The organism is Mycobacterium senriense (assembly GCF_019668465.1).
Taxonomy (GTDB): domain Bacteria; phylum Actinomycetota; class Actinomycetes; order Mycobacteriales; family Mycobacteriaceae; genus Mycobacterium; species Mycobacterium senriense.
Genome location: NZ_AP024828.1, coordinates 2,470,266 through 2,487,592, shown reverse-complemented (window position 1 = coordinate 2,487,592; position 17,327 = coordinate 2,470,266). Strand labels below are relative to the sequence as shown.

Annotated in this window: 18 protein-coding genes; 5 read left to right on the top strand and 13 right to left on the bottom strand. The window is 68.0% G+C overall.

Annotation, left to right across the window (positions count from 1 at the left end; all coding sequences use genetic code 11):
* Window positions 1–38: 38 nt before the first annotated feature.
* Both radA and disA read left to right on the top strand, forming a co-directional pair.
* On the top strand, window positions 39–1,475 hold the full coding sequence (radA, locus tag MTY59_RS11845) for a DNA repair protein RadA (RefSeq protein ID WP_221045800.1): 1,437 nt from the start codon (window positions 39–41) through the stop codon (window positions 1,473–1,475).
* 6 nt (window positions 1,476–1,481) lie between these two features.
* Window positions 1,482–2,555 carry a DNA integrity scanning diadenylate cyclase DisA gene (gene disA, locus MTY59_RS11840; RefSeq protein ID WP_221045799.1) on the top strand — a complete coding sequence of 358 codons (1,074 nt, stop codon included), beginning with the start codon at window positions 1,482–1,484 and terminating at the stop codon, window positions 2,553–2,555.
* Between the two features lie 25 nt (window positions 2,556–2,580).
* On the opposite strand, the gene MTY59_RS11835 is transcribed toward disA, so the two are convergent.
* Together MTY59_RS11835 and MTY59_RS11830 are read right to left on the bottom strand one after the other, a co-directional pair.
* The gene (locus MTY59_RS11835; protein WP_221045798.1) at window positions 2,581–3,390 is read right to left on the bottom strand and encodes a hypothetical protein; all 810 of its coding nucleotides are present in this window, start codon (window positions 3,388–3,390) and stop codon (window positions 2,581–2,583) included.
* A 124-nt stretch (window positions 3,391–3,514) separates the two neighbouring features.
* The gene (locus MTY59_RS11830; RefSeq protein ID WP_065027970.1) at window positions 3,515–4,132 is read right to left on the bottom strand and encodes a carbonic anhydrase; all 618 of its coding nucleotides are present in this window, start codon (window positions 4,130–4,132) and stop codon (window positions 3,515–3,517) included.
* On the opposite strand from MTY59_RS11830, the gene MTY59_RS11825 reads away from it, so the two are divergent.
* A complete protein-coding gene (locus MTY59_RS11825) occupies window positions 4,131–5,030 on the top strand; it encodes an HhH-GPD family protein (protein ID WP_284145694.1) in 900 nt (299 codons plus the stop codon). The two genes, MTY59_RS11830 and MTY59_RS11825, sit on opposite strands and share 2 nt — an antisense overlap.
* A gap of 4 nt (window positions 5,031–5,034) precedes the next feature.
* Here MTY59_RS11825 and MTY59_RS11820 read toward each other — a convergent pair whose 3' ends face one another.
* Entirely contained in the window at window positions 5,035–5,805 is a 771-nt protein-coding gene (locus tag MTY59_RS11820) for an alpha/beta fold hydrolase (RefSeq protein ID WP_221045797.1), read from the bottom strand.
* A gap of 63 nt (window positions 5,806–5,868) precedes the next feature.
* On the opposite strand from MTY59_RS11820, the gene mhuD reads away from it, so the two are divergent.
* A complete protein-coding gene (gene mhuD / locus MTY59_RS11815; protein ID WP_007772332.1) occupies window positions 5,869–6,189 on the top strand; it encodes a mycobilin-forming heme oxygenase MhuD in 321 nt (106 codons plus the stop codon).
* Window positions 6,164–7,528 carry a serine hydrolase gene (locus MTY59_RS11810; protein ID WP_221045796.1) on the top strand — a complete coding sequence of 455 codons (1,365 nt, stop codon included), beginning with the start codon at window positions 6,164–6,166 and terminating at the stop codon, window positions 7,526–7,528. Before mhuD ends, MTY59_RS11810 begins: the two co-directional genes overlap by 26 nt.
* A 3-nt stretch (window positions 7,529–7,531) precedes the next feature.
* Here MTY59_RS11810 and MTY59_RS11805 read toward each other — a convergent pair whose 3' ends face one another.
* The 10 genes from MTY59_RS11805 to MTY59_RS11760 form a co-directional block, all read right to left on the bottom strand.
* On the bottom strand, window positions 7,532–8,080 hold the full coding sequence (locus MTY59_RS11805; RefSeq protein WP_221045795.1) for a histidine phosphatase family protein: 549 nt from the start codon (window positions 8,078–8,080) through the stop codon (window positions 7,532–7,534).
* On the bottom strand, window positions 8,077–8,868 hold the full coding sequence (locus tag MTY59_RS11800; protein WP_221045794.1) for a CbtA family protein: 792 nt from the start codon (window positions 8,866–8,868) through the stop codon (window positions 8,077–8,079). Before MTY59_RS11800 ends, MTY59_RS11805 begins: the two co-directional genes overlap by 4 nt.
* A gap of 9 nt (window positions 8,869–8,877) precedes the next feature.
* Window positions 8,878–9,093, bottom strand: a complete 216-nt coding sequence (locus MTY59_RS11795) for a CbtB domain-containing protein (RefSeq protein WP_221045793.1) — start codon at window positions 9,091–9,093, stop codon at window positions 8,878–8,880.
* Between the two features lie 188 nt (window positions 9,094–9,281).
* Entirely contained in the window at window positions 9,282–11,828 is a 2,547-nt protein-coding gene (gene clpC1, locus MTY59_RS11790; RefSeq protein ID WP_221045792.1) for an ATP-dependent protease ATP-binding subunit ClpC, read from the bottom strand.
* Between the two features lie 323 nt (window positions 11,829–12,151).
* The gene (lsr2, locus tag MTY59_RS11785) at window positions 12,152–12,490 is read right to left on the bottom strand and encodes a histone-like nucleoid-structuring protein Lsr2 (protein ID WP_007772320.1); all 339 of its coding nucleotides are present in this window, start codon (window positions 12,488–12,490) and stop codon (window positions 12,152–12,154) included.
* Window positions 12,491–12,617: 127 nt separating this feature from the next.
* Window positions 12,618–14,114: a lysine--tRNA ligase gene (lysS, locus tag MTY59_RS11780; protein WP_221045791.1), complete on the bottom strand. Its 1,497-nt coding sequence runs from the start codon at window positions 14,112–14,114 to the stop codon at window positions 12,618–12,620.
* Between the two features lie 78 nt (window positions 14,115–14,192).
* Window positions 14,193–15,008, bottom strand: coding sequence for a type III pantothenate kinase (locus MTY59_RS11775; RefSeq protein WP_221045790.1), 816 nt, complete (start codon window positions 15,006–15,008; stop codon window positions 14,193–14,195).
* Window positions 15,009–15,010: 2 nt separating this feature from the next.
* Window positions 15,011–15,430, bottom strand: a complete 420-nt coding sequence (gene panD, locus MTY59_RS11770) for an aspartate 1-decarboxylase (protein ID WP_221046397.1) — start codon at window positions 15,428–15,430, stop codon at window positions 15,011–15,013.
* On the bottom strand, window positions 15,430–16,368 hold the full coding sequence (gene panC / locus MTY59_RS11765; protein WP_221045789.1) for a pantoate--beta-alanine ligase: 939 nt from the start codon (window positions 16,366–16,368) through the stop codon (window positions 15,430–15,432). The genes panD and panC overlap by 1 nt, the downstream gene beginning before the upstream one ends.
* Window positions 16,365–17,276, bottom strand: a complete 912-nt coding sequence (locus MTY59_RS11760; protein WP_221045788.1) for a Rossmann-like and DUF2520 domain-containing protein — start codon at window positions 17,274–17,276, stop codon at window positions 16,365–16,367. The genes panC and MTY59_RS11760 overlap by 4 nt, the downstream gene beginning before the upstream one ends.
* Between the last annotated feature and the right edge of the window lie 51 nt (window positions 17,277–17,327).

Sequence of the window (17,327 nt, the reverse complement as noted above, 5' to 3'; positions counted from 1 at the left end):
GACGCGGGCTTGTCGTAGCGGCTCGATACCGTCTTGGCGTGGCAACTGCGCGCTCTCAATATCGGTGTTCGGAATGCCGGCATATCACCGCGAAGTGGGTGGGCCGCTGCATGGAGTGCGGCAGCTGGGGCACCGTTGACGAGGTCCCGCTACTCAGTGCGGTCGCCGGCCGGCGTAGCGGCGCGGCCACGGCATCGCCGGCCGTGCCCATCACCTCCATCGAGCCCAACGCCAGCCAGCACCGCACGACGGGTGTAAACGAACTCGACCGCGTGCTCGGCGGCGGTGTGGTGCCCGGTTCGGTCACGCTGCTGGCCGGTGATCCGGGGGTGGGCAAGTCGACGCTGCTGCTCGAGGTCGCGCATCGCTGGGCGCAATCCGGCCGCCGGGCGCTGTACATCTCGGGTGAGGAGTCCGCGGGCCAGATCCGGCTGCGCGCCGACCGCATCGGCTGCGGCAGCGATGAGCTTTATCTGGCCGCCGAATCCGACCTGCACACCGTGCTCGAGCACATCGCCACGGTCAGGCCCGCGCTGGTGATCGTGGACTCGGTGCAGACCATGTCCACCACCGAGGCCGACGGCGTGGCCGGCGGCGTCACGCAGGTGCGCGCGGTGACGTCGGCGCTGACCGCCGCGGCCAAAACCAATGCGGTCGCGCTGATCCTGGTCGGGCACGTCACCAAGGACGGGGCCATCGCCGGGCCGCGTTCCCTTGAGCATCTGGTGGACGTGGTGCTGCACTTCGAAGGCGACCGCAACGGCTCGCTGCGCATGGTCCGGGGGATCAAGAACCGGTTCGGGGCCGCCGACGAGGTCGGGTGTTTCCTGTTGCACGACAACGGGATCGAGGGCGTCGCCGACCCGTCGAACCTGTTCCTGGATCAGCGTCCGGCCCCGGTCCCGGGCACCGCGATCACCGTGACGCTCGACGGCAAACGGCCGCTGATCGGCGAGGTGCAGGCGCTGCTGGCCACGCCGGCGGGCGGATCGCCGCGGCGCGCCGTCAGCGGCATCGACCACTCCCGGGCCGCGATGATCACCGCGGTGCTGGAAAAGCACGCCAAGTTGCCCGTCGGCGCCAACGACATCTACCTGTCCACGGTCGGCGGCATGCGATTGACCGATCCGTCGTCGGACCTGGCAGTGGCGGTCGCGCTCGCTTCGGCGCTGGCCGACCTGCCGCTGCCCACGACGGCGGTGATGATCGGCGAGGTGGGACTGGCCGGGGACCTCCGGCGGGTCAGCGGCATGGAGCGGCGCCTGTCCGAAGCCGCGCGCCAGGGCTTCAGCATCGCGCTCATCCCGGACGGTGACGATCCCCGGCGCGAGATCGTGCCGAACGGGATGCGGGCGCTGCGCGCACCCACCATCGTCGCGGCGCTGGAGCACATGATCGACATCGCCGACCACCGCGGCGGCGCGCCCGCAAACCCGCGGCGGCTGGACGAGTGGCGCGCCGGGCCTGAAGAATGACCTTTTGTGACTCGTCCGACACTGCGTGAGACTGTCGGCCGCCTGGCCCCGGGCACCGGGCTGCGCGACGGCCTGGAACGCATCCTGCGTGGGCGTACCGGCGCCCTGATCGTGCTGGGCAACGACGAGGCCGTTGAGGCAATCTGCGACGGCGGCTTCGCTCTGGACGTGCGCTACGCGCCGACCCGGCTGCGCGAGCTGGCGAAGATGGACGGCGCCGTCGTGCTGTCCACCGACGGCAGCCGCATCGTGCGGGCCAACGTGCAGCTGGTCCCGGATCCGTCGATCGCCACCGACGAGTCGGGGACCCGGCACCGCTCCGCGGAACGGGCCGCGATCCAGACCGGCTACCCGGTGATCTCGGTCAGCCACTCGATGAACATCGTGACCGTCTACGTGGGCGGCGAGCGCCACGTCGTCGCAGACTCGGCGACCATCCTGTCCCGGGCGAACCAGGCCATCGCCACCCTGGAGCGGTACAAGATCCGGCTCGACGAGGTCAGCAGGCAGCTGTCGCGCGCCGAGATCGAAGACTTCGTGACGCTGCGCGACGTCATGACTGTGGTGCAGCGGCTCGAGCTGGTCCGTCGGATCGGCCAGGTGATCGACAACGACGCCGTCGAACTCGGCACCGACGGGCGCCAACTGCGGCTGCAGCTCGACGAGCTGCTGGGCGGCAACGACAACGCCCGCGAGCTGATTGTGCGTGACTATCACGCCAGCCCGGAGCCGCTGTCCGAGGTGCAGATGTCGGCCACGCTGGACGAGCTGGATGCGCTCTCGGATACCGAGCTGCTCGACTTCACCATCCTGGCAAAGGTTTTCGGGTATCCGACGACCAGCGAGGCGCAGGACTCGGCGGTCAGCCCGCGCGGCTACCGGGCGCTGGCCGGCATCCCGCGGCTGCAGTTCGCCCACGCCGACTTACTGGTCCGCTCGTTCGGGACCCTGCAGAACGTGCTGGCGGCCAGCGCCAGCGACCTGCAATCCGTCGACGGCATCGGCGCGATGTGGGCCCGCCACGTGCGGGAGGGACTGTCGCAGCTGGCGGAGTCGACGATCACCGACTCGTTGAGCTAGATCTTGCGCTGAATCGCGTTCAGCCTCAGCCGGCCGGCTGCGGGGGCACCGGCGGCGCCTCCGGCTGGGGCACGGCGCCGGGCTGACCCGGCCCGGGCACCGGACCCGGTGGCGGCGGCGGCTGGTTCATGATGAACGGAACCGGCATCGAGCGCAGATTGCCCAGCTGCACCACGAGGTTGTAGGTGCCCGGCCCGATAGCCGGACGCGGCAGCGGGCAGTGCGGAGCCGAGCCCATGCCCGTCCACGTGACCGCGGTGGTCACCTGCTCGCCCGGCGTGAAGGTTTTGATCAGCGTCTCGTTGGACGGGGCGCAGTCCAGGTTCGACCACAGCCGCTTGTTGTCCAGTGAGTAAACGTAGGCCGCCAGCACCGCGGCGCCGACGTCGCGCTTGCAGGCCACCAGGCCGATGTTGGTGACGACCATGGTGAACTTCGGCTGATCACCGATGAAGTACTGGGGCGCGTTGGTCAGACCCTTGACCGCCAGCGTCGAATCGGGGCAGTCGTCGCCCTCCTTCAGCACCGGCGGCGGCTGGACCGCGGCGGTGGGTGTGGGGGTTTCGGGGTTTTGGCCCTGCGCCGGCGGTGCCGCCGGAGCGGGACCCTCGGGTCCCGGCGGTGGGGGGGCTTGGGGCGCAGGCGATCCCGGCTTGTTCTGAGCGGCACTGGCTTTATCGGCATGGGCGGGCTTGGCTCCCGCGTTCTGCCCCATGAAGGCGATGACGATGGCGGCCACGATCCCGATCACGACGACCGCGATACCAATGGCCAGGCCTCTGCGCCGCCAATAGATCTCGGTGGGTAGCGGGCCACGCGGTTCCAGATCGAGCACGTTCGCAGCGTAGGCCCAGGTCACATCGATTCGGCTGACCCGCCCCGGCGTGTCGCCAGGTTTGCTGGGCAACCGGCGTGTAGTGGCGCTGCGGAACTCGGCCCCGTAGGTGCCCTATCCGGGGCTATTCCCCTATGTCGCCGGCGTGGTCGCACAACTCCGCCCGCCCGTCCGCAAGGTGGTAGGTGACTCCGGCCACCGCGACGGTGCCCGCCGCCACCCGCTCGGCGATGATCGCCGAGCGAGACGTCAGTTGCGCAACGGTTTCGCAGACGTGTCGCTTCTCGAACTCGTCCACGCGGCTCAGGCCCTCGCGCCGGCCCATCAGGATCGATGGGGCCACGCGTTCCACCACATCACGCACGAAACCGCCCGGTATCGTGCCGTCGTCGATCGCGGCCAGGGCCGCCTTGACGGCGCCGCAGCTGTCATGCCCCAACACGACGATGAGCGGCACATTGAGGACCGCGACGGCGAATTCGATGGAGCCCAGCACCGCCGAATCGATGGCCTGCCCGGCGGTGCGCACCACGAACATGTCGCCCAGGCCCTGATCGAAGATGAGCTCGGCGGCCACCCGGCTGTCGGCGCAGCCGAACACGACCGCGGTGGGGCTCTGACCCGCGGCCAGGCTCGCCCGATGCTCAACACTTTGGCTGGGATGCTGTGGCTTACCGGCGACGAATCGCTCGTTACCCTCTTTGAGTGACTTCCACGCGGTTACCGGACTGGTGTTAGGCATGGCTGACATCATGCCGCACGCGCGGATGATCGTCTCCGCGAACAAACTTCTCGACTGGTACGACCGGTCGAGTCGCGATCTGCCGTGGCGGGAGCCCGGAGTGAGCGCCTGGCAGATCCTGGTCAGCGAATTCATGCTGCAGCAGACGCCGGTCTCCCGGGTGCTGCCGATCTGGACCGACTGGGTCCAGCGCTGGCCCACCCCATCGGCCACGGCCGCGGCCAGTACCGCCGACGTGCTGCGCGCCTGGGGCAAGCTGGGTTATCCGCGGCGGGCCAAGCGGTTACACGAGTGCGCGGTCGTGATCGCGCGCGATCACGGCGACGTCGTGCCCGACGACGTCGACACCCTGCTGACGCTGCCCGGTGTCGGCAGCTACACCGCCCGCGCCATCGCCTGCTTCGCCTACGGCCAATCGGTACCGGTGGTGGACACCAACGTGCGCCGGGTGGTGGCGCGCGTGGTGCACGGGCTGGCCGACGCGGGCGCGCCGTCGGCGACGCGCGACCACGCCGACGTGTCGGCGCTGCTGCCCGCCGACGCAACGGCACCGAAGTTCTCCGTCGCGCTGATGGAACTGGGGGCGACGGTATGCACGGCGCGTGCGCCGCGTTGCGGGCTGTGCCCGCTGGACCGGTGCGCCTGGCGGGACGCCGGTCATCCGCCCGCGCAAGGCCCGGCCCGCCGCGTTCAGACCTACGCCGGAACCGACCGCCAGGTCCGCGGTCGGCTGATGGATGTGTTGCGCGCCAACGACTCTCCGGTGCCCCGCGCCGAGCTGGACGTGGCCTGGCTGACCGATACCGCGCAGCGCGACCGCGCGCTGTATTCGCTGCTGGCCGACGGCTTGGTGACGCAGACGCGCGACGGCCGGTTCGCGCTGGCCGGCGAGGAGTAGCCGGTCAGGCCGACGGGCGCGGTGCCCCGAGAAACGATTCGACCGCCTCGCGGTACAGCCGGGGCGCCTCGTCATGAATCAGGTGTCCGGCGTTCGGAGCTCGCAAATATGTTGTCGCGGAACGGGTTTTGGCCATCTCCTGCATCTGTCCGGGCGGGGTCACCGAATTGCCGGCCTCGATGAGCAGCGCGGGGGCGCGCACCGCGCGCCACTGCGCCCAGTAGTCCCGGGTGCCCCACTCGGCGGCGATGTCGATCCAGCGCGCGGTGTGACCGTGCAGCCGCCAACCGGTTTCGGTGCGGTCGAAGGCCTCCAGAAAATACTGGCCGGCGACGGGCCCGAATTCGGCGAAAACCTGTTCGGCGGAATCGAATTCGACCGGAAGGGCATGCAGCCACGGTTCCCAGGGGCCGGTGGTGCGGCCGCGGAAGTCCGGCGCCATGTCCTCGAGCACCAGGGCGGAAACCAGTTCGGGCCGCTCGGCCGCCAAACACCACGAGTGCAGGGCCCCCATCGAATGCCCGACCATCCTGGCCGGGACCGCCAGCGAGCCCACCGCGTCGGCCAGGTCGGCCACGAACCGTTCGGTGCTGATCGGGTGTGGATCGTCGACGTCGCGACCCCGGTGCCACGGGGCGTCGTAGGTGTACACGGTGCCCAGCCGGGTCAGCCAGGGCAGTTGCCGCGGCCAGGTGGTCCCCCGCCCCATCAGGCCGTGCACCAGCACCAGCGGCTCACCGTCTCCCCCGCGGCAAGTCAGCAGTTGGCTGGGCATAGCACCATCTTGCGGGGACCGCCCTCGGCTCGAGCACGGGGATGGGCGGGGTAGCCTAGCGGCATGTCGCCAGTGGTGAAGATCAATGCAATCGAAGTACCCGCCGACGCCGGCCCAGAGCTGGAGAAGCGGTTCGCCCACCGGGCGCATGCCGTCGACAACCAGCCCGGCTTCCTCGGCTTTCAGCTGCTCCGCCCGATCAAGGGTGAGAACCGCTACTTCGTGGTGACCCAGTGGGAGTCCGAAGAGGCATTCCAGGCGTGGGCGCAGGGGCCGGCGATCGAGGCGCACTCCGGTGAGCGGGCGAAGCCGGTTGCGACCGGGGCCTCGCTGCTGGAATTCGAGGTTGTGATGGACGTTGCCGGCAACAAGCAGGCTGGCTAGCGGGCTGTCGGCCTGGCGCCGCGCATTGACGCTGAGCGCGGCGGCCGCACTGGTGGTGACATCGGCGCCCGGGTGCGCCCCCAACCCTTCCCCGCAGGCGAACGCGGCCAATCCGGGACGGCAGATCGACACTCGGACCCCGCCCGGGATCCGGGCGCAGCAGACGTTGGACATGCTCAACTCGGACTGGCCCATCGGCCCGGTCGGGGTCGGCACCCTGGCCGCACCCGACAAGGTCGAGTCGGTGGAAACCACCATGGAGGCGCTGTGGTGGGACCGTCCGTTCGCGCTCAACGGCGTCGACCTCGGCGCGAGCGTCGCGACCCTGCACCTGACCTCGTCCTACGGTGCCCGGCAAGACATCCGGATTCACACCGACGACGGCGGTTATGTCGATCATTTCGACCTCGACACCCAGGCGCCCAGGATCAACTCGTGGCACGACATCGACGCGGTGTTGGGCAAGACCGGTGCGCGCTACTCCTATCAGGTCGCCAAGGTCGACGACGGGCACTGCGACCCCGTGGCGGGCACCAACACGCACGAATCTTTGCCACTGGCATCCATTTTCAAGCTGTACGTGTTGCATGCGCTGGCGGGCGCGGTCAAGAACGGGACGGTGTCCTGGGATGACCAGCTGACCGTCACCGACAAGAGCCGGGCCGTCGGCTCGTCGGGATTGGCTTTGCCTACCGGAGCGCACGTTTCGGTACGCACCGCCGCAGAGAAGATGATCGCCACCAGTGACAACATGGCGACCGACCTGCTGATCGGGAGAATGGGCACGCACGCCATCTCCGAAGCGCTGGCCACCGCGGGTCATCACGACCCGGCCAGCATGACCCCGTTCCCCACCATGTACGAGTTGTTCTCGGTCGGCTGGGGCAGGCCCGACCTGCGCGACCAATGGGAACACGGATCGCCGCAAGTCCGCGGGCAGCTGCTGGAGCAGGCGAACTCGACGCCCTATGACCCGGATCCGATGCGGGCGCACTCGCCGGCATCCTCCTACGGCGCGGAGTGGTACGGCAACGCCGAGGACATTTGCCGCGTCCACGCCACGTTGCAGGCCGATGCGGTCGGCAAGGCCGCACCGGTTCGCGAGATCCTCTCCGCGGTCGCGGGCATCCAGTTGGACCGCAACGTGTGGCCGTATATCGGCGCGAAAGCCGGTGGCCTGCCCGGTGATCTGACGTTCAGCTGGTATGCCGTCGACAAGACGAAACAGCCGTGGGTGGTGAGCTTTCAGCTGAATTGGCCGCGCGATCACGGCCCGACGGTGACCAGCTGGATGCTGAAGATCGCCAAGCAGGCCTTCGCGCTGATCGCCCCGCGCTGAGGCTCACAAGCGCAGCGTCCAACGGCCGCCCCGGAAGTGCAGGACGACCCGGGTGACCGGCTCGACGTCGATCCGCCAAAACGACGCCGGGGTGATGTCCAGCGCCGCCACGATCGCCGCGCGGATCACCGCCGGGTGCGTCACCGCCACCGTGCGTAATGGGTTGGCGGTCAACGACTCCAGCCAAAGCGAAACCCGTGAGATCAGGTCGGCGATCGACTCGCCGCCGTGTGGCGCGGCACCCGGTTGACCCAGCCACGCCTCGAGTTCGTTGGGCGGCAGGACCGCAAGCGACTCGCCGCGCCACCGTCCGCAGTCGAGGTCGGCCAACCGTGGCTCGCTTTCGGCTTGCAGGCCAAGCAGTTTCGCGGTCTGCCGGGTGCGTTGCTCGGGTCCGCAAAGCCGGCGCTGTGCGGAACCGGCGACGCCGTCCATCGCCTCAACCTGGCGGCGGCCGACCGCGTTCAGCGGTTCGTCGGCGGGAAATCGGCCGTCCGCCATGGCATCTGTCATGCCATGCGAGAGCAGGGTCAGCCGGGCGACCTCGGTCACGCCGCGATGCTCGACGCCTGCCCGCCCGGCTCCCGAACCGAAAGCAGCCGCCCGCTGATCGTCGCGAAGACCAGGCCGATGCCCGTCCACAGCACCAGCTGGGTGGCCAGCGACAGCAACCTGAATTCGTAGAGGACGTCGGCGGGAAAGCCCGGATAGACGATCGTCCCGGCGGCGTCGCGCAGCGGTTCGGGTGTCTCGTCCACGCTCGGCAGCAGCACCGCGGCCACGATGATCGCCACCAGATACGCACCCGCCGCGAGCAGCCTTGCGTTCCACGCGCCGAACCGGTCGGCCAGGCGACGCGCCAGCCATACCGCGCCGATAACCAGCACCACCGACACCAGCACCATCGCCAGGTACCAGCCGGTGCGCGCCGCGATCGTGTCGGACTGTCCGACCGCCGGTGGGTTCGGCGGATACTTCACGAACGGCACCACGTACACCGCGCCGAAGGACCCAGCCGCCAACAACAGCGAAAGCGCTTGCGGTTGAGCGGTTTCCGTCCGCGCATAGACGACGCTGAACAACACGGCGAACAGCGCCCCCATGGCGAGGCCGAAGATCAGCACACCGAATCCCAGCCCGGGGCCGGACTGCACGCCGCGGGTGAACAACTCGGCGCCGTGCTCGTGCACGCCATGCGCGTTCTCGGCGTCGGTGCGGCCGTCTTCAAAAGCGATTGCGCGGCCGATGACGGGCTCGGCGCACAGGCGGGCGAAGACGAACGCCAGCACCGCGCCGATGGCACCCGCCAGAAGACCGCCCCCGATCAGGCGTCTCTCCACGAGGCCGGGTCAGTGGCAGGGGAAGCCGAGGAGGTGCCGCGCGTCGTGCACGAATTCGTGCACGTGCGAGTCACTTCCGAACAGCGAGACCGCCCCCTGGTCGACGCCGACGAAGTACAGCGCCAGCAACGCGAGGAAGACGGTCGCGGCGAACCAGAGCGCGGTACGTGCCGCGGACAGGTCAACGGATCGGCTGCGACTGCCGGTTAGCTGCGGGTGGGACACAATCGACTCCTTCTGGGGATAACGCGTCCCCGTGGGTATGACGAGTCTCGGGTCTGACTTTGGACAGTGGCGCGACCGTTCTGGACTTTCACCAGATTCCGTTACACGTCGATGACAACGGTCAGTCTAGGGGGCAGCGAAAACGGGCGGTAGTCCGAGATCGACTACCGCCCGTTTTCCGTTGGTCGCTACTGCGCGTCCGGCCCCGGCTCGCCGGCGCTGTGCGCTCCGGCCTTCGCCAGGTCGGGCTCGGCCGGCGGCTTGCGGGTTCCCGTGAAGGTGAACTTCGCGTCCTCGCCGGAGCTTTCGCCGTCCCAGTTGTCGACGTCGACCGTGACGACCTGCCCCGGACCGACCTCCTCGAAGAGGATCTTCTCGGACAGCTGGTCCTCGATCTCGCGCTGGATCGTGCGCCGCAGCGGACGGGCACCCAGCACCGGGTCGAAGCCACGCTTGGCCAGCAGTGCCTTGGCCTTGTCGGTCAGCTCCATCGCCATGTCTTTGGTCTTGAGCTGCTTGCCGACGCGCTCGATCATCAGGTCGACCATCTGGATGATCTCGTCGCGTGTCAGCTGGTGGAAGACGATGATGTCGTCGATGCGGTTGAGGAACTCCGGGCGGAAGTGCTTCTTCAGCTCGTCGTTGACCTTCTGCTTCATCCGCTCGTAGTTGTTGTCACCGCCGCTCTGGGTGAAGCCCAGGCCGACCGGCTTGGAGATGTCGGAGGTGCCGAGGTTGGAGGTGAAGATCAGCACGGTGTTCTTGAAGTCGACCGTGCGGCCCTGACCGTCGGTGAGCCGGCCGTCCTCGAGGACCTGCAACAGGCTGTTGTAGATCTCCTGGTGGGCCTTCTCGATCTCGTCGAACAGCACCACCGAGAACGGCTTGCGCCGCACCTTCTCGGTGAGCTGGCCGCCCTCTTCGTAGCCGACGTATCCCGGCGGGGCGCCGAACAACCGCGACGCGGTGAACCGGTCGTGGAACTCGCCCATGTCGATCTGGATGAGCGCGTCGTCGTCGCCGAACAGGAAGTTGGCCAGCGCCTTGGACAGTTCGGTCTTACCGACACCGGACGGGCCGGCGAAGATGAACGAACCCGACGGGCGCTTGGGGTCTTTCAGCCCCGCGCGGGTGCGGCGGATCGCCTTGGAGACGGCCTTGACGGCGTCCTCCTGGCCGATGATCCGCTTGTGCAGCTCGTCCTCCATGCGCAGCAACCGGGTGGTCTCGGCCTCGGTCAGCTTGAACACCGGGATGCCGGTCCAATTGCCCAGCACCTCGGCGATCTCGTTGTCGTCCACCTCGGCAACCACGTCGAGATCGCCTGAACGCCACTGCTTTTCGCGCTCGGCGCGCTGACCCACCAGTTGCTTCTCGCGGTCGCGCAGGCTGGCAGCCTTCTCGAAGTCCTGGGCGTCGATCGCCGATTCCTTCTCCCGGCGCGCCTCGGCGATCTTCTCGTCGAACTCGCGCAGGTCTGGCGGCGCGGTCATCCGCCGGATGCGCATCCGGGCGCCGGCCTCGTCGATCAGGTCGATCGCCTTGTCGGGCAGGAACCGGTCGTTGATGTAGCGGTCGGCCAAAGTGGCCGCGGCCACCATCGCCCCGTCGGTGATGGACACCCGGTGGTGCGCCTCGTAGCGGTCGCGCAGACCCTTGAGGATCTCGATAGTGTGCTCCACCGTCGGCTCGCCCACCTGCACCGGCTGGAAGCGGCGCTCCAGGGCGGCGTCCTTCTCGATGTACTTGCGGTACTCGTCGAGCGTGGTGGCGCCGATGGTCTGCAGCTCGCCGCGGGCCAGCTTGGGCTTGAGGATGCTCGCGGCGTCGATCGCGCCCTCGGCGGCGCCCGCACCGACCAGGGTGTGCAGCTCGTCGATGAACAGGATGATGTCGCCGCGCGTGTTGATCTCCTTGAGCACCTTCTTCAGGCGCTCCTCGAAGTCACCGCGGTAGCGGCTGCCCGCCACCAGCGAACCCAGGTCCAGCGTGTAGAGCTGCTTGTCCTTCAGCGTCTCGGGGACCTGACCGTGCACGATGGCCTGCGCCAGGCCCTCGACCACGGCGGTCTTACCGACGCCGGGCTCGCCGATCAGCACCGGGTTGTTCTTGGTGCGCCGGCTCAGCACCTGCATCACCCGCTCGATTTCCTTTTCGCGGCCGATGACGGGGTCGAGCTTGCCTTCCATCGCAGCAGCCGTCAGGTTGCGGCCGAACTGGTCGAGCACCAGCGAGGTGGACGGGCTGCCGGATTCGCCGCCGCGGCCACCGGTGCCGGCCTCCGCGGCCTCCTTGCCCTGGTAGCCGCTCAGCAGCTGGATCACCTGCTGGCGCACCCGGGTCAGCTCGGCGCCCAGCTTCACCAGCACCTGCGCCGCCACGCCCTCACCCTCGCGGATCAGGCCCAGCAAAATGTGCTCGGTGCCGATGTAGTTGTGGCCGAGCTGCAGCGCCTCGCGCAGGCTCAGCTCGAGGACCTTCTTGGCGCGCGGCGTGAACGGAATGTGTCCCGACGGGGCCTGCTGACCCTGGCCGATGATCTCCTCGACCTGGCTGCGAACGCCCTCGAGCGAGATGCCCAGCGACTCCAGCGACTTCGCCGCGACGCCTTCGCCCTCGTGAATCAAACCCAGCAGGATGTGCTCGGTGCCGATGTAGTTGTGGTTGAGCATCCGGGCCTCTTCTTGCGCCAGGACGACGACCCTGCGGGCACGGTCGGTAAATCTTTCAAACATCGGGTTACCTGCTCTCCCTCACATCGGTACAAACCTGTTGGCGGCCCAGTGCCGGTCCCCTGTGGCCGGAATCGCGTACCTGTCTCCACTGTAATGGTCGGCTTGCCAGCGGGCCTAACCTTGTCGTGCCTTCTTCGCTACGGACCCGCTCGGTGTTTCCGGGCAAATCTCACCCGCCGCTGCCAGCGGCGTTGCGCGCCATAACTGAAGAAACGTCGTGGACTTCCATTTCGTTTCCGCGAACCGCCAGGCGATTGTTTCGCGCCCAGCGAAACGACAAACCGGCGCCCGGGCTTGGAGCCCGGACGCCGGTTTGAGGACTGCTAGGTGGCCGCGTGGAATGCGTCGATCACGTCGGCCGGGATGCGGCCACGGGTCGACACGTTGTGCCCGTTACGGCGGGCCCATTCGCGGATGGCCGCGCTCTGCTCACGATCGATCGCGCCACGGCCGCGGCCCGTGCCGGAACGCCCACGGCGACGGCCGCCGACGCGGCGACCGGCCTCCACCCATTGCTTCAGATCCCCGCGCAGTTTCGCGGCATTCTTGGACGAAAGATCAATCTCGTACGTCACCCCGTCAAGCCCGAATTCCACCGTTTCGTCGGCCGCGCCGGCACCGTCGAAATCATCGACCAAGGTGACGGTCACTTTTTTTGCCATTCGCTTACCCTCGCATTTCGTCCTGAGCGGTTACTGAGCAGATTGTCGGACCTCCCCGGTCACCAATCTGCCATAACAGCGAAGCATACTCAATCTGTACGGAAGTCGCACAGTTGAAATCTTTCAACTACGACTGCGGCCGAACAATCGGGAACAAAACTGTCTCTCGAATTGACAGACCGGTCAATGTCATCAACAACCTGTCGATACCCATTCCCGTTCCGGTGCATGGGGGCATCGCATACTCGAGTGCGGCAAGAAAATCCTCATCGAGCACCATAGCTTCGTCGTCGCCCGCGGCGGCGGCACGCGCTTGCGCGGCAAACCTCTCGCGCTGCACCACGGGATCATTCAATTCGGAATACCCGGTGGCGAGTTCGACACCACGCACATACAGGTCCCACTTCTCGGTGACACCCGCAATGCTGCGGTGCTGACGCGTCAAAGGCGTTGTCTCGACCGGAAAATCTCTTACGAACGTGGGAGCGACAAGCGAGTTTCCCACCGTGTGCTCCCACAGTTCCTCGACGATTTTTCCGTGACCATAGCCCCGGTCAGCGGGAATCTCGACGCCGAGCCGATCGGCGATTGCGAGCAGTTGTTCGGCAGACGTCTCAGGGATGATCTCTTCACCGAGTGCCGACGACAGTGACGGGTACATTTGTATCGAAGCCCATTCCCCGTCTATGTCGTAGACACTGCCGTCGGGCAGTGGTAGTTGTCGGGTTCCGATCGCCTCGTCGGCCACCTCTTGAATAAGCTCACGCGTCACTACTGCCGAATCGTCATAGGTTCCGTACGCCTGGTAGGTCTCCAGCATGGAAAATTCCGGAGAATGGGTGGAATCCGCACCTTCGTTTCGGAACACTCGATTTAGTTCGAAAACCCGGTCGAAACCACCGACGACGCACCGCTTGAGGAACAGTTCCGGTGCGATCCTCAAGTAGAGATCGATGTCCAGTGCATTGGAATGTGTGCTGAACGGCCGCGCGGCCGCGCCACCGGCCAGCGTCTGCAACATTGGGGTTTCGACTTCGAGAAACCCGCGCCGTTCCAATGCGTTGCGGATGGCGCGGACGACGGCGATCCGCTGCCGGGCCACGGTGCGCGCCTGCGGCCTAACGATCAGGTCGACATAGCGCTGCCGCACCCGCGCCTCTTCGCTCATGTCCTTGTGCGCGACGGGCAGCGGACGCAGGGACTTGGACGCCATCTGCCAGGAGTCGGCCAGCACGGACAATTCGCCGCGCCGCGAGCTGATCACGTTGCCGTGCACGTAGACGATGTCGCCGAGGTCGACGTCGGCCTTCCACGCGTCGAGGGATTCCCGGCCCACCTTGTCGAGGCTGATCATCACCTGCAGGCTGGTGCCATCACCCTCCTGCAGGGTGGCGAAGCAGAGTTTGCCGGAGTTGCGGGCGAAGATCACCCGGCCGGCGACGCCGACGAGGTCGTCGGTGGCGGTGTCGACCGGCAGATCGGGATGGGCGGCACGGACCTGGGCCAGCGTGTGGGTGCGTTGGACGGCGACCGGGTATGGGTCGTGCCCCTCGGCGAGCAGCCGAGCGCGCTTATCGCGGCGGATTCGGTACTGCTCGGGGATATCCAGATCGTCGGCACTCACGACGTGCCAGCTTAAAGGACTGGGCTTTGAGGCCACGCCGACGGCTTTGCCCGCGCGGTGCGGCGCGAGGCCGGTGTGTCAGCGCGCCGTCTTCAGCCGGCCGCGCTGGGCGTCGCGGTTGCGTTCGAAGATCAGCCGCAGCCCGTGCAGGGTCAGGTGCTGGTCGTAATGGCTGACGGTCTGCAGCTCGGGCAGCAACAGCGGCGCGGTGTGGCCGGTGGCGACGATCGCGACGTCGTCGCCGGCAAAGCCGTCCACGTCCTCGCGGATGCGCCCGACTAAGCCGTCGACCAGCCCGGCGAAACCGAACACCGCGCCCGCCTGCATGCACTCGACGGTGTTCTTGCCGACCACCGAACGCGGGCGGGTCAGCTCCACCCGGCGCAGCGCGGCCGAGCGGGCCGCTGCGGCGTCGGAGGACACCTGCAATCCGGGCGCGATCGCACCGCCGAGGAATTCGCCCTTGGCCGACACCACGTCCACGCAGATCGAGGAACCGAAGTCGATGACGATGGCGGGGCCGTTGAACCGATGGAAGGCCGCCAGACAGTTGACGATTCGGTCCGCGCCCACTTCCTTGGGGTTGTCGACCAGCAGCGGGATGCCGGTGCGCACCCCGGGCTCGATCAGCACGTGGGGCACCGAGGGCCAGTACTGGTCGAGCATCAGCCGCACCTCGTGCAGCACGGAGGGGACGGTGGACAGCGCCGCGGCGCCGGTGAGCCGTTCGGAGTCGTCGCCGATGAGGCCGTCGATGGTCAGCGCCAATTCGTCGGCGGTGATCTCCGCTTCGGTGCGAATCCGCCACTGCTGCACGACGTTTGCGTGCTCCTTGGATCCCGATATCAGCCCGACGACGGTGTGGGTGTTACGGACGTCGATCGCGAGCAGCACGGCTACCGCGCAACGATCCGGGGATCCAGCAGTTCGGCCGCGTCGGCGGGCACGAATGCCGGATCGTGGCCGAGGTCGATCGGCTTGTTGTCGGCGTCGACGAAGACGACCCGCGGCTGGTATGCCCGCGCCTCCGCCTCTTCCATGGTCCCGTAGGCGATCAGGATCACCAGGTCACCCGGGTGGACGAGATGTGCTGCCGCACCGTTGATTCCGATCACACCGCTGCCGCGCTCGCCGGTGATCGCGTAGGTGACCAGCCGGGCGCCGTTGTCGATGTCGACGATGGTGACCTGTTCGCCCTCGAGCAGGTCCGCGGCGTCCATCAGATCGGCGTCGATGGTCACCGAGCCGACGTAGTGCAGGTCGGCCTGCGTGACGGTGGCGCGGTGGATCTTTGACCTCAGCATCGTCCGTAACATCAATTCCTCCAACGTGATTGGGCGTATTCGTGGTGTCCGTCCGGCCCACCGGTGCCGGCGGGTGTTTCGATCTGAATTTCGATGTTGTCCAGCAGCCTGGTGGTGCCAAGCCGGGCCGCGACCAGCAGCCGGGCCGAACCGTGGGCGGGCGCCGGGCCGAGCCCGGCGTCACGCAACTCGAGGTAGTCGACGGTGAGGTCGGGCACGGCGTCGAGCACCGCGCGCGCCGCGGCCAGCGCAGCCGTGCCGCCGTGGTGCGCGGCGTGCGCGCCGGCCGTCAGTGCGGCCGAAAGTGTCACGGCCAGTTCGCGTTGCGTGGGGTCCAGGTAGCGGTTGCGCGACGACATCGCCAGGCCGTCGGATTCCCGGACCGTCGGCACTCCGATCACTTGCGCGTCGATGTTGAGGTCGGCGACCATCTGGCGGACCATCACCAGCTGCTGATAATCCTTCTCGCCGAAGAAGATCCGGTCCGGGCGCACGATCTGCAGCAGCTTGCACACGACGGTGAGCATGCCGGCGAAATGGGTCGGCCGGACGGCGCCCTCCAGCTCGGCGGCCAGCGGCCCCGGCTGCACGGTGGTGCGCAAACCGTCGGGATACATTGCGGCGGCCGTTGGGGTGAAGACGATCTCGACGCCCTCGGAGCGCAGCAGGGCGACGTCGTCGTCCAGGGTCCGCGGGTAGGCGTCGAGGTCCTCACCGGCGCCGAACTGCAGCGGGTTGACGAAGATCGATACCACCACCACCGCGCCGGGCACCCGCTTGGCCGCGCGCACCAACGCCAGGTGCCCGTCGTGCAGTGCGCCCATGGTGGGCACCAGCATCACCCGGCGCCCGGTGTGGCGCAGGGCGCGGCTGACGTCGGCAACATCGCGCGGGGCGGAGTAGACGTTGAGGTCGCCCGCCGTGAAGGCCGGTGGCTTGCCGGGTCTCATGGCGCCAGCACCTCCACGACTTCCTGGGGGGCGTGCGCGCGCTGGGCGGTCCGCAGGGCGTTCACCCGGTACGCCTGCGCCAACTCCGGGCCGACCTGACCCAGCGCGGCCAGATGCCCGGCGACCGCGGCCGCGTCGCCGCGCGCGACCGGACCGGTGAGCGCGGCCTGCCCGCGCTGCAGGGTGTTCTCCAGCGCGGCCCTGGCCAGCGGCCCGATGATCCGTTCGGCGATGCCGCCCGGCTGGTCGTCGACGGATTGTTGGCCGAGCAGTTCGCTGCCGCGCAGCGCGGCGCGCAACGCATCGAGCGCGTCGGCGAGCACGGTCACGATGTGGTTGCCTGCGTGGGCCAGCGCGGCGTGGTAGAGCACGCGGGCGTCCTCGGCGACGCAGAACGGTTCGCCGCCCATCTCCAGGACCAGCGATTGCCCGATCGCGTACCCGATTTCGTCGGCGGCGGTGACGCCGAAGCAGGAATCCGATAGCCGGCCGATGTCCTCGTCGGACCCGGTGAACGTCATCGCCGGGTGAATCGCCAGCGGGATGCAGCCGTTCTGGGCCAGCGGGTCGAGAATGCCGATCCCGTTGGCGCCCGACGTGTGGACCACGATGGTTCCGGGCCGCACCGCCGACGTAGCGGCCAGCCCGGACACCAGGCCGGCGAGTTCGCTGTCGGGAACCGCGAGCAGCAACAGCTCGGCACCGGCCGCCACATCCGGCGGCGTCGCCACCGGCGTATCGGGCAGCCGGCGTTGCGCGCGCTGCCGCGACGCATGGGAGATGGCGCTACACGCCACCACGACGTGGTCCGCGCGCTCCAGCGCGACACCCAGGGCGGTGCCGACCCGGCCGGCCGAGATGATTCCCACCTTGAGCCGAGCGGGGCGCAGACCGTCGAACTGCACCATCGCAGACGACCTCACAGATACTTGTTTCGTTCCGGTCCCACTTCGTGGGTA

Coding starts and splice junctions, on each gene's coding strand:
- mhuD (WP_007772332.1), top strand. CDS start 5,869: ATGTCGCCAGTGGTGAAGATCAATGCAATCGAAGTACCCGCCGACGCC.
- MTY59_RS11825 (WP_284145694.1), top strand. CDS start 4,131: ATGGCTGACATCATGCCGCACGCGCGGATGATCGTCTCCGCGAACAAA.
- MTY59_RS11820 (WP_221045797.1), bottom strand. CDS start 5,805: ATGCCCAGCCAACTGCTGACTTGCCGCGGGGGAGACGGTGAGCCGCTG.
- clpC1 (WP_221045792.1), bottom strand. CDS start 11,828: ATGTTTGAAAGATTTACCGACCGTGCCCGCAGGGTCGTCGTCCTGGCG.
- MTY59_RS11760 (WP_221045788.1), bottom strand. CDS start 17,276: ATGGTGCAGTTCGACGGTCTGCGCCCCGCTCGGCTCAAGGTGGGAATC.
- panC (WP_221045789.1), bottom strand. CDS start 16,368: ATGAGACCCGGCAAGCCACCGGCCTTCACGGCGGGCGACCTCAACGTC.
- MTY59_RS11830 (WP_065027970.1), bottom strand. CDS start 4,132: ATGCCTAACACCAGTCCGGTAACCGCGTGGAAGTCACTCAAAGAGGGT.
- panD (WP_221046397.1), bottom strand. CDS start 15,430: ATGTTACGGACGATGCTGAGGTCAAAGATCCACCGCGCCACCGTCACG.
- lsr2 (WP_007772320.1), bottom strand. CDS start 12,490: ATGGCAAAAAAAGTGACCGTCACCTTGGTCGATGATTTCGACGGTGCC.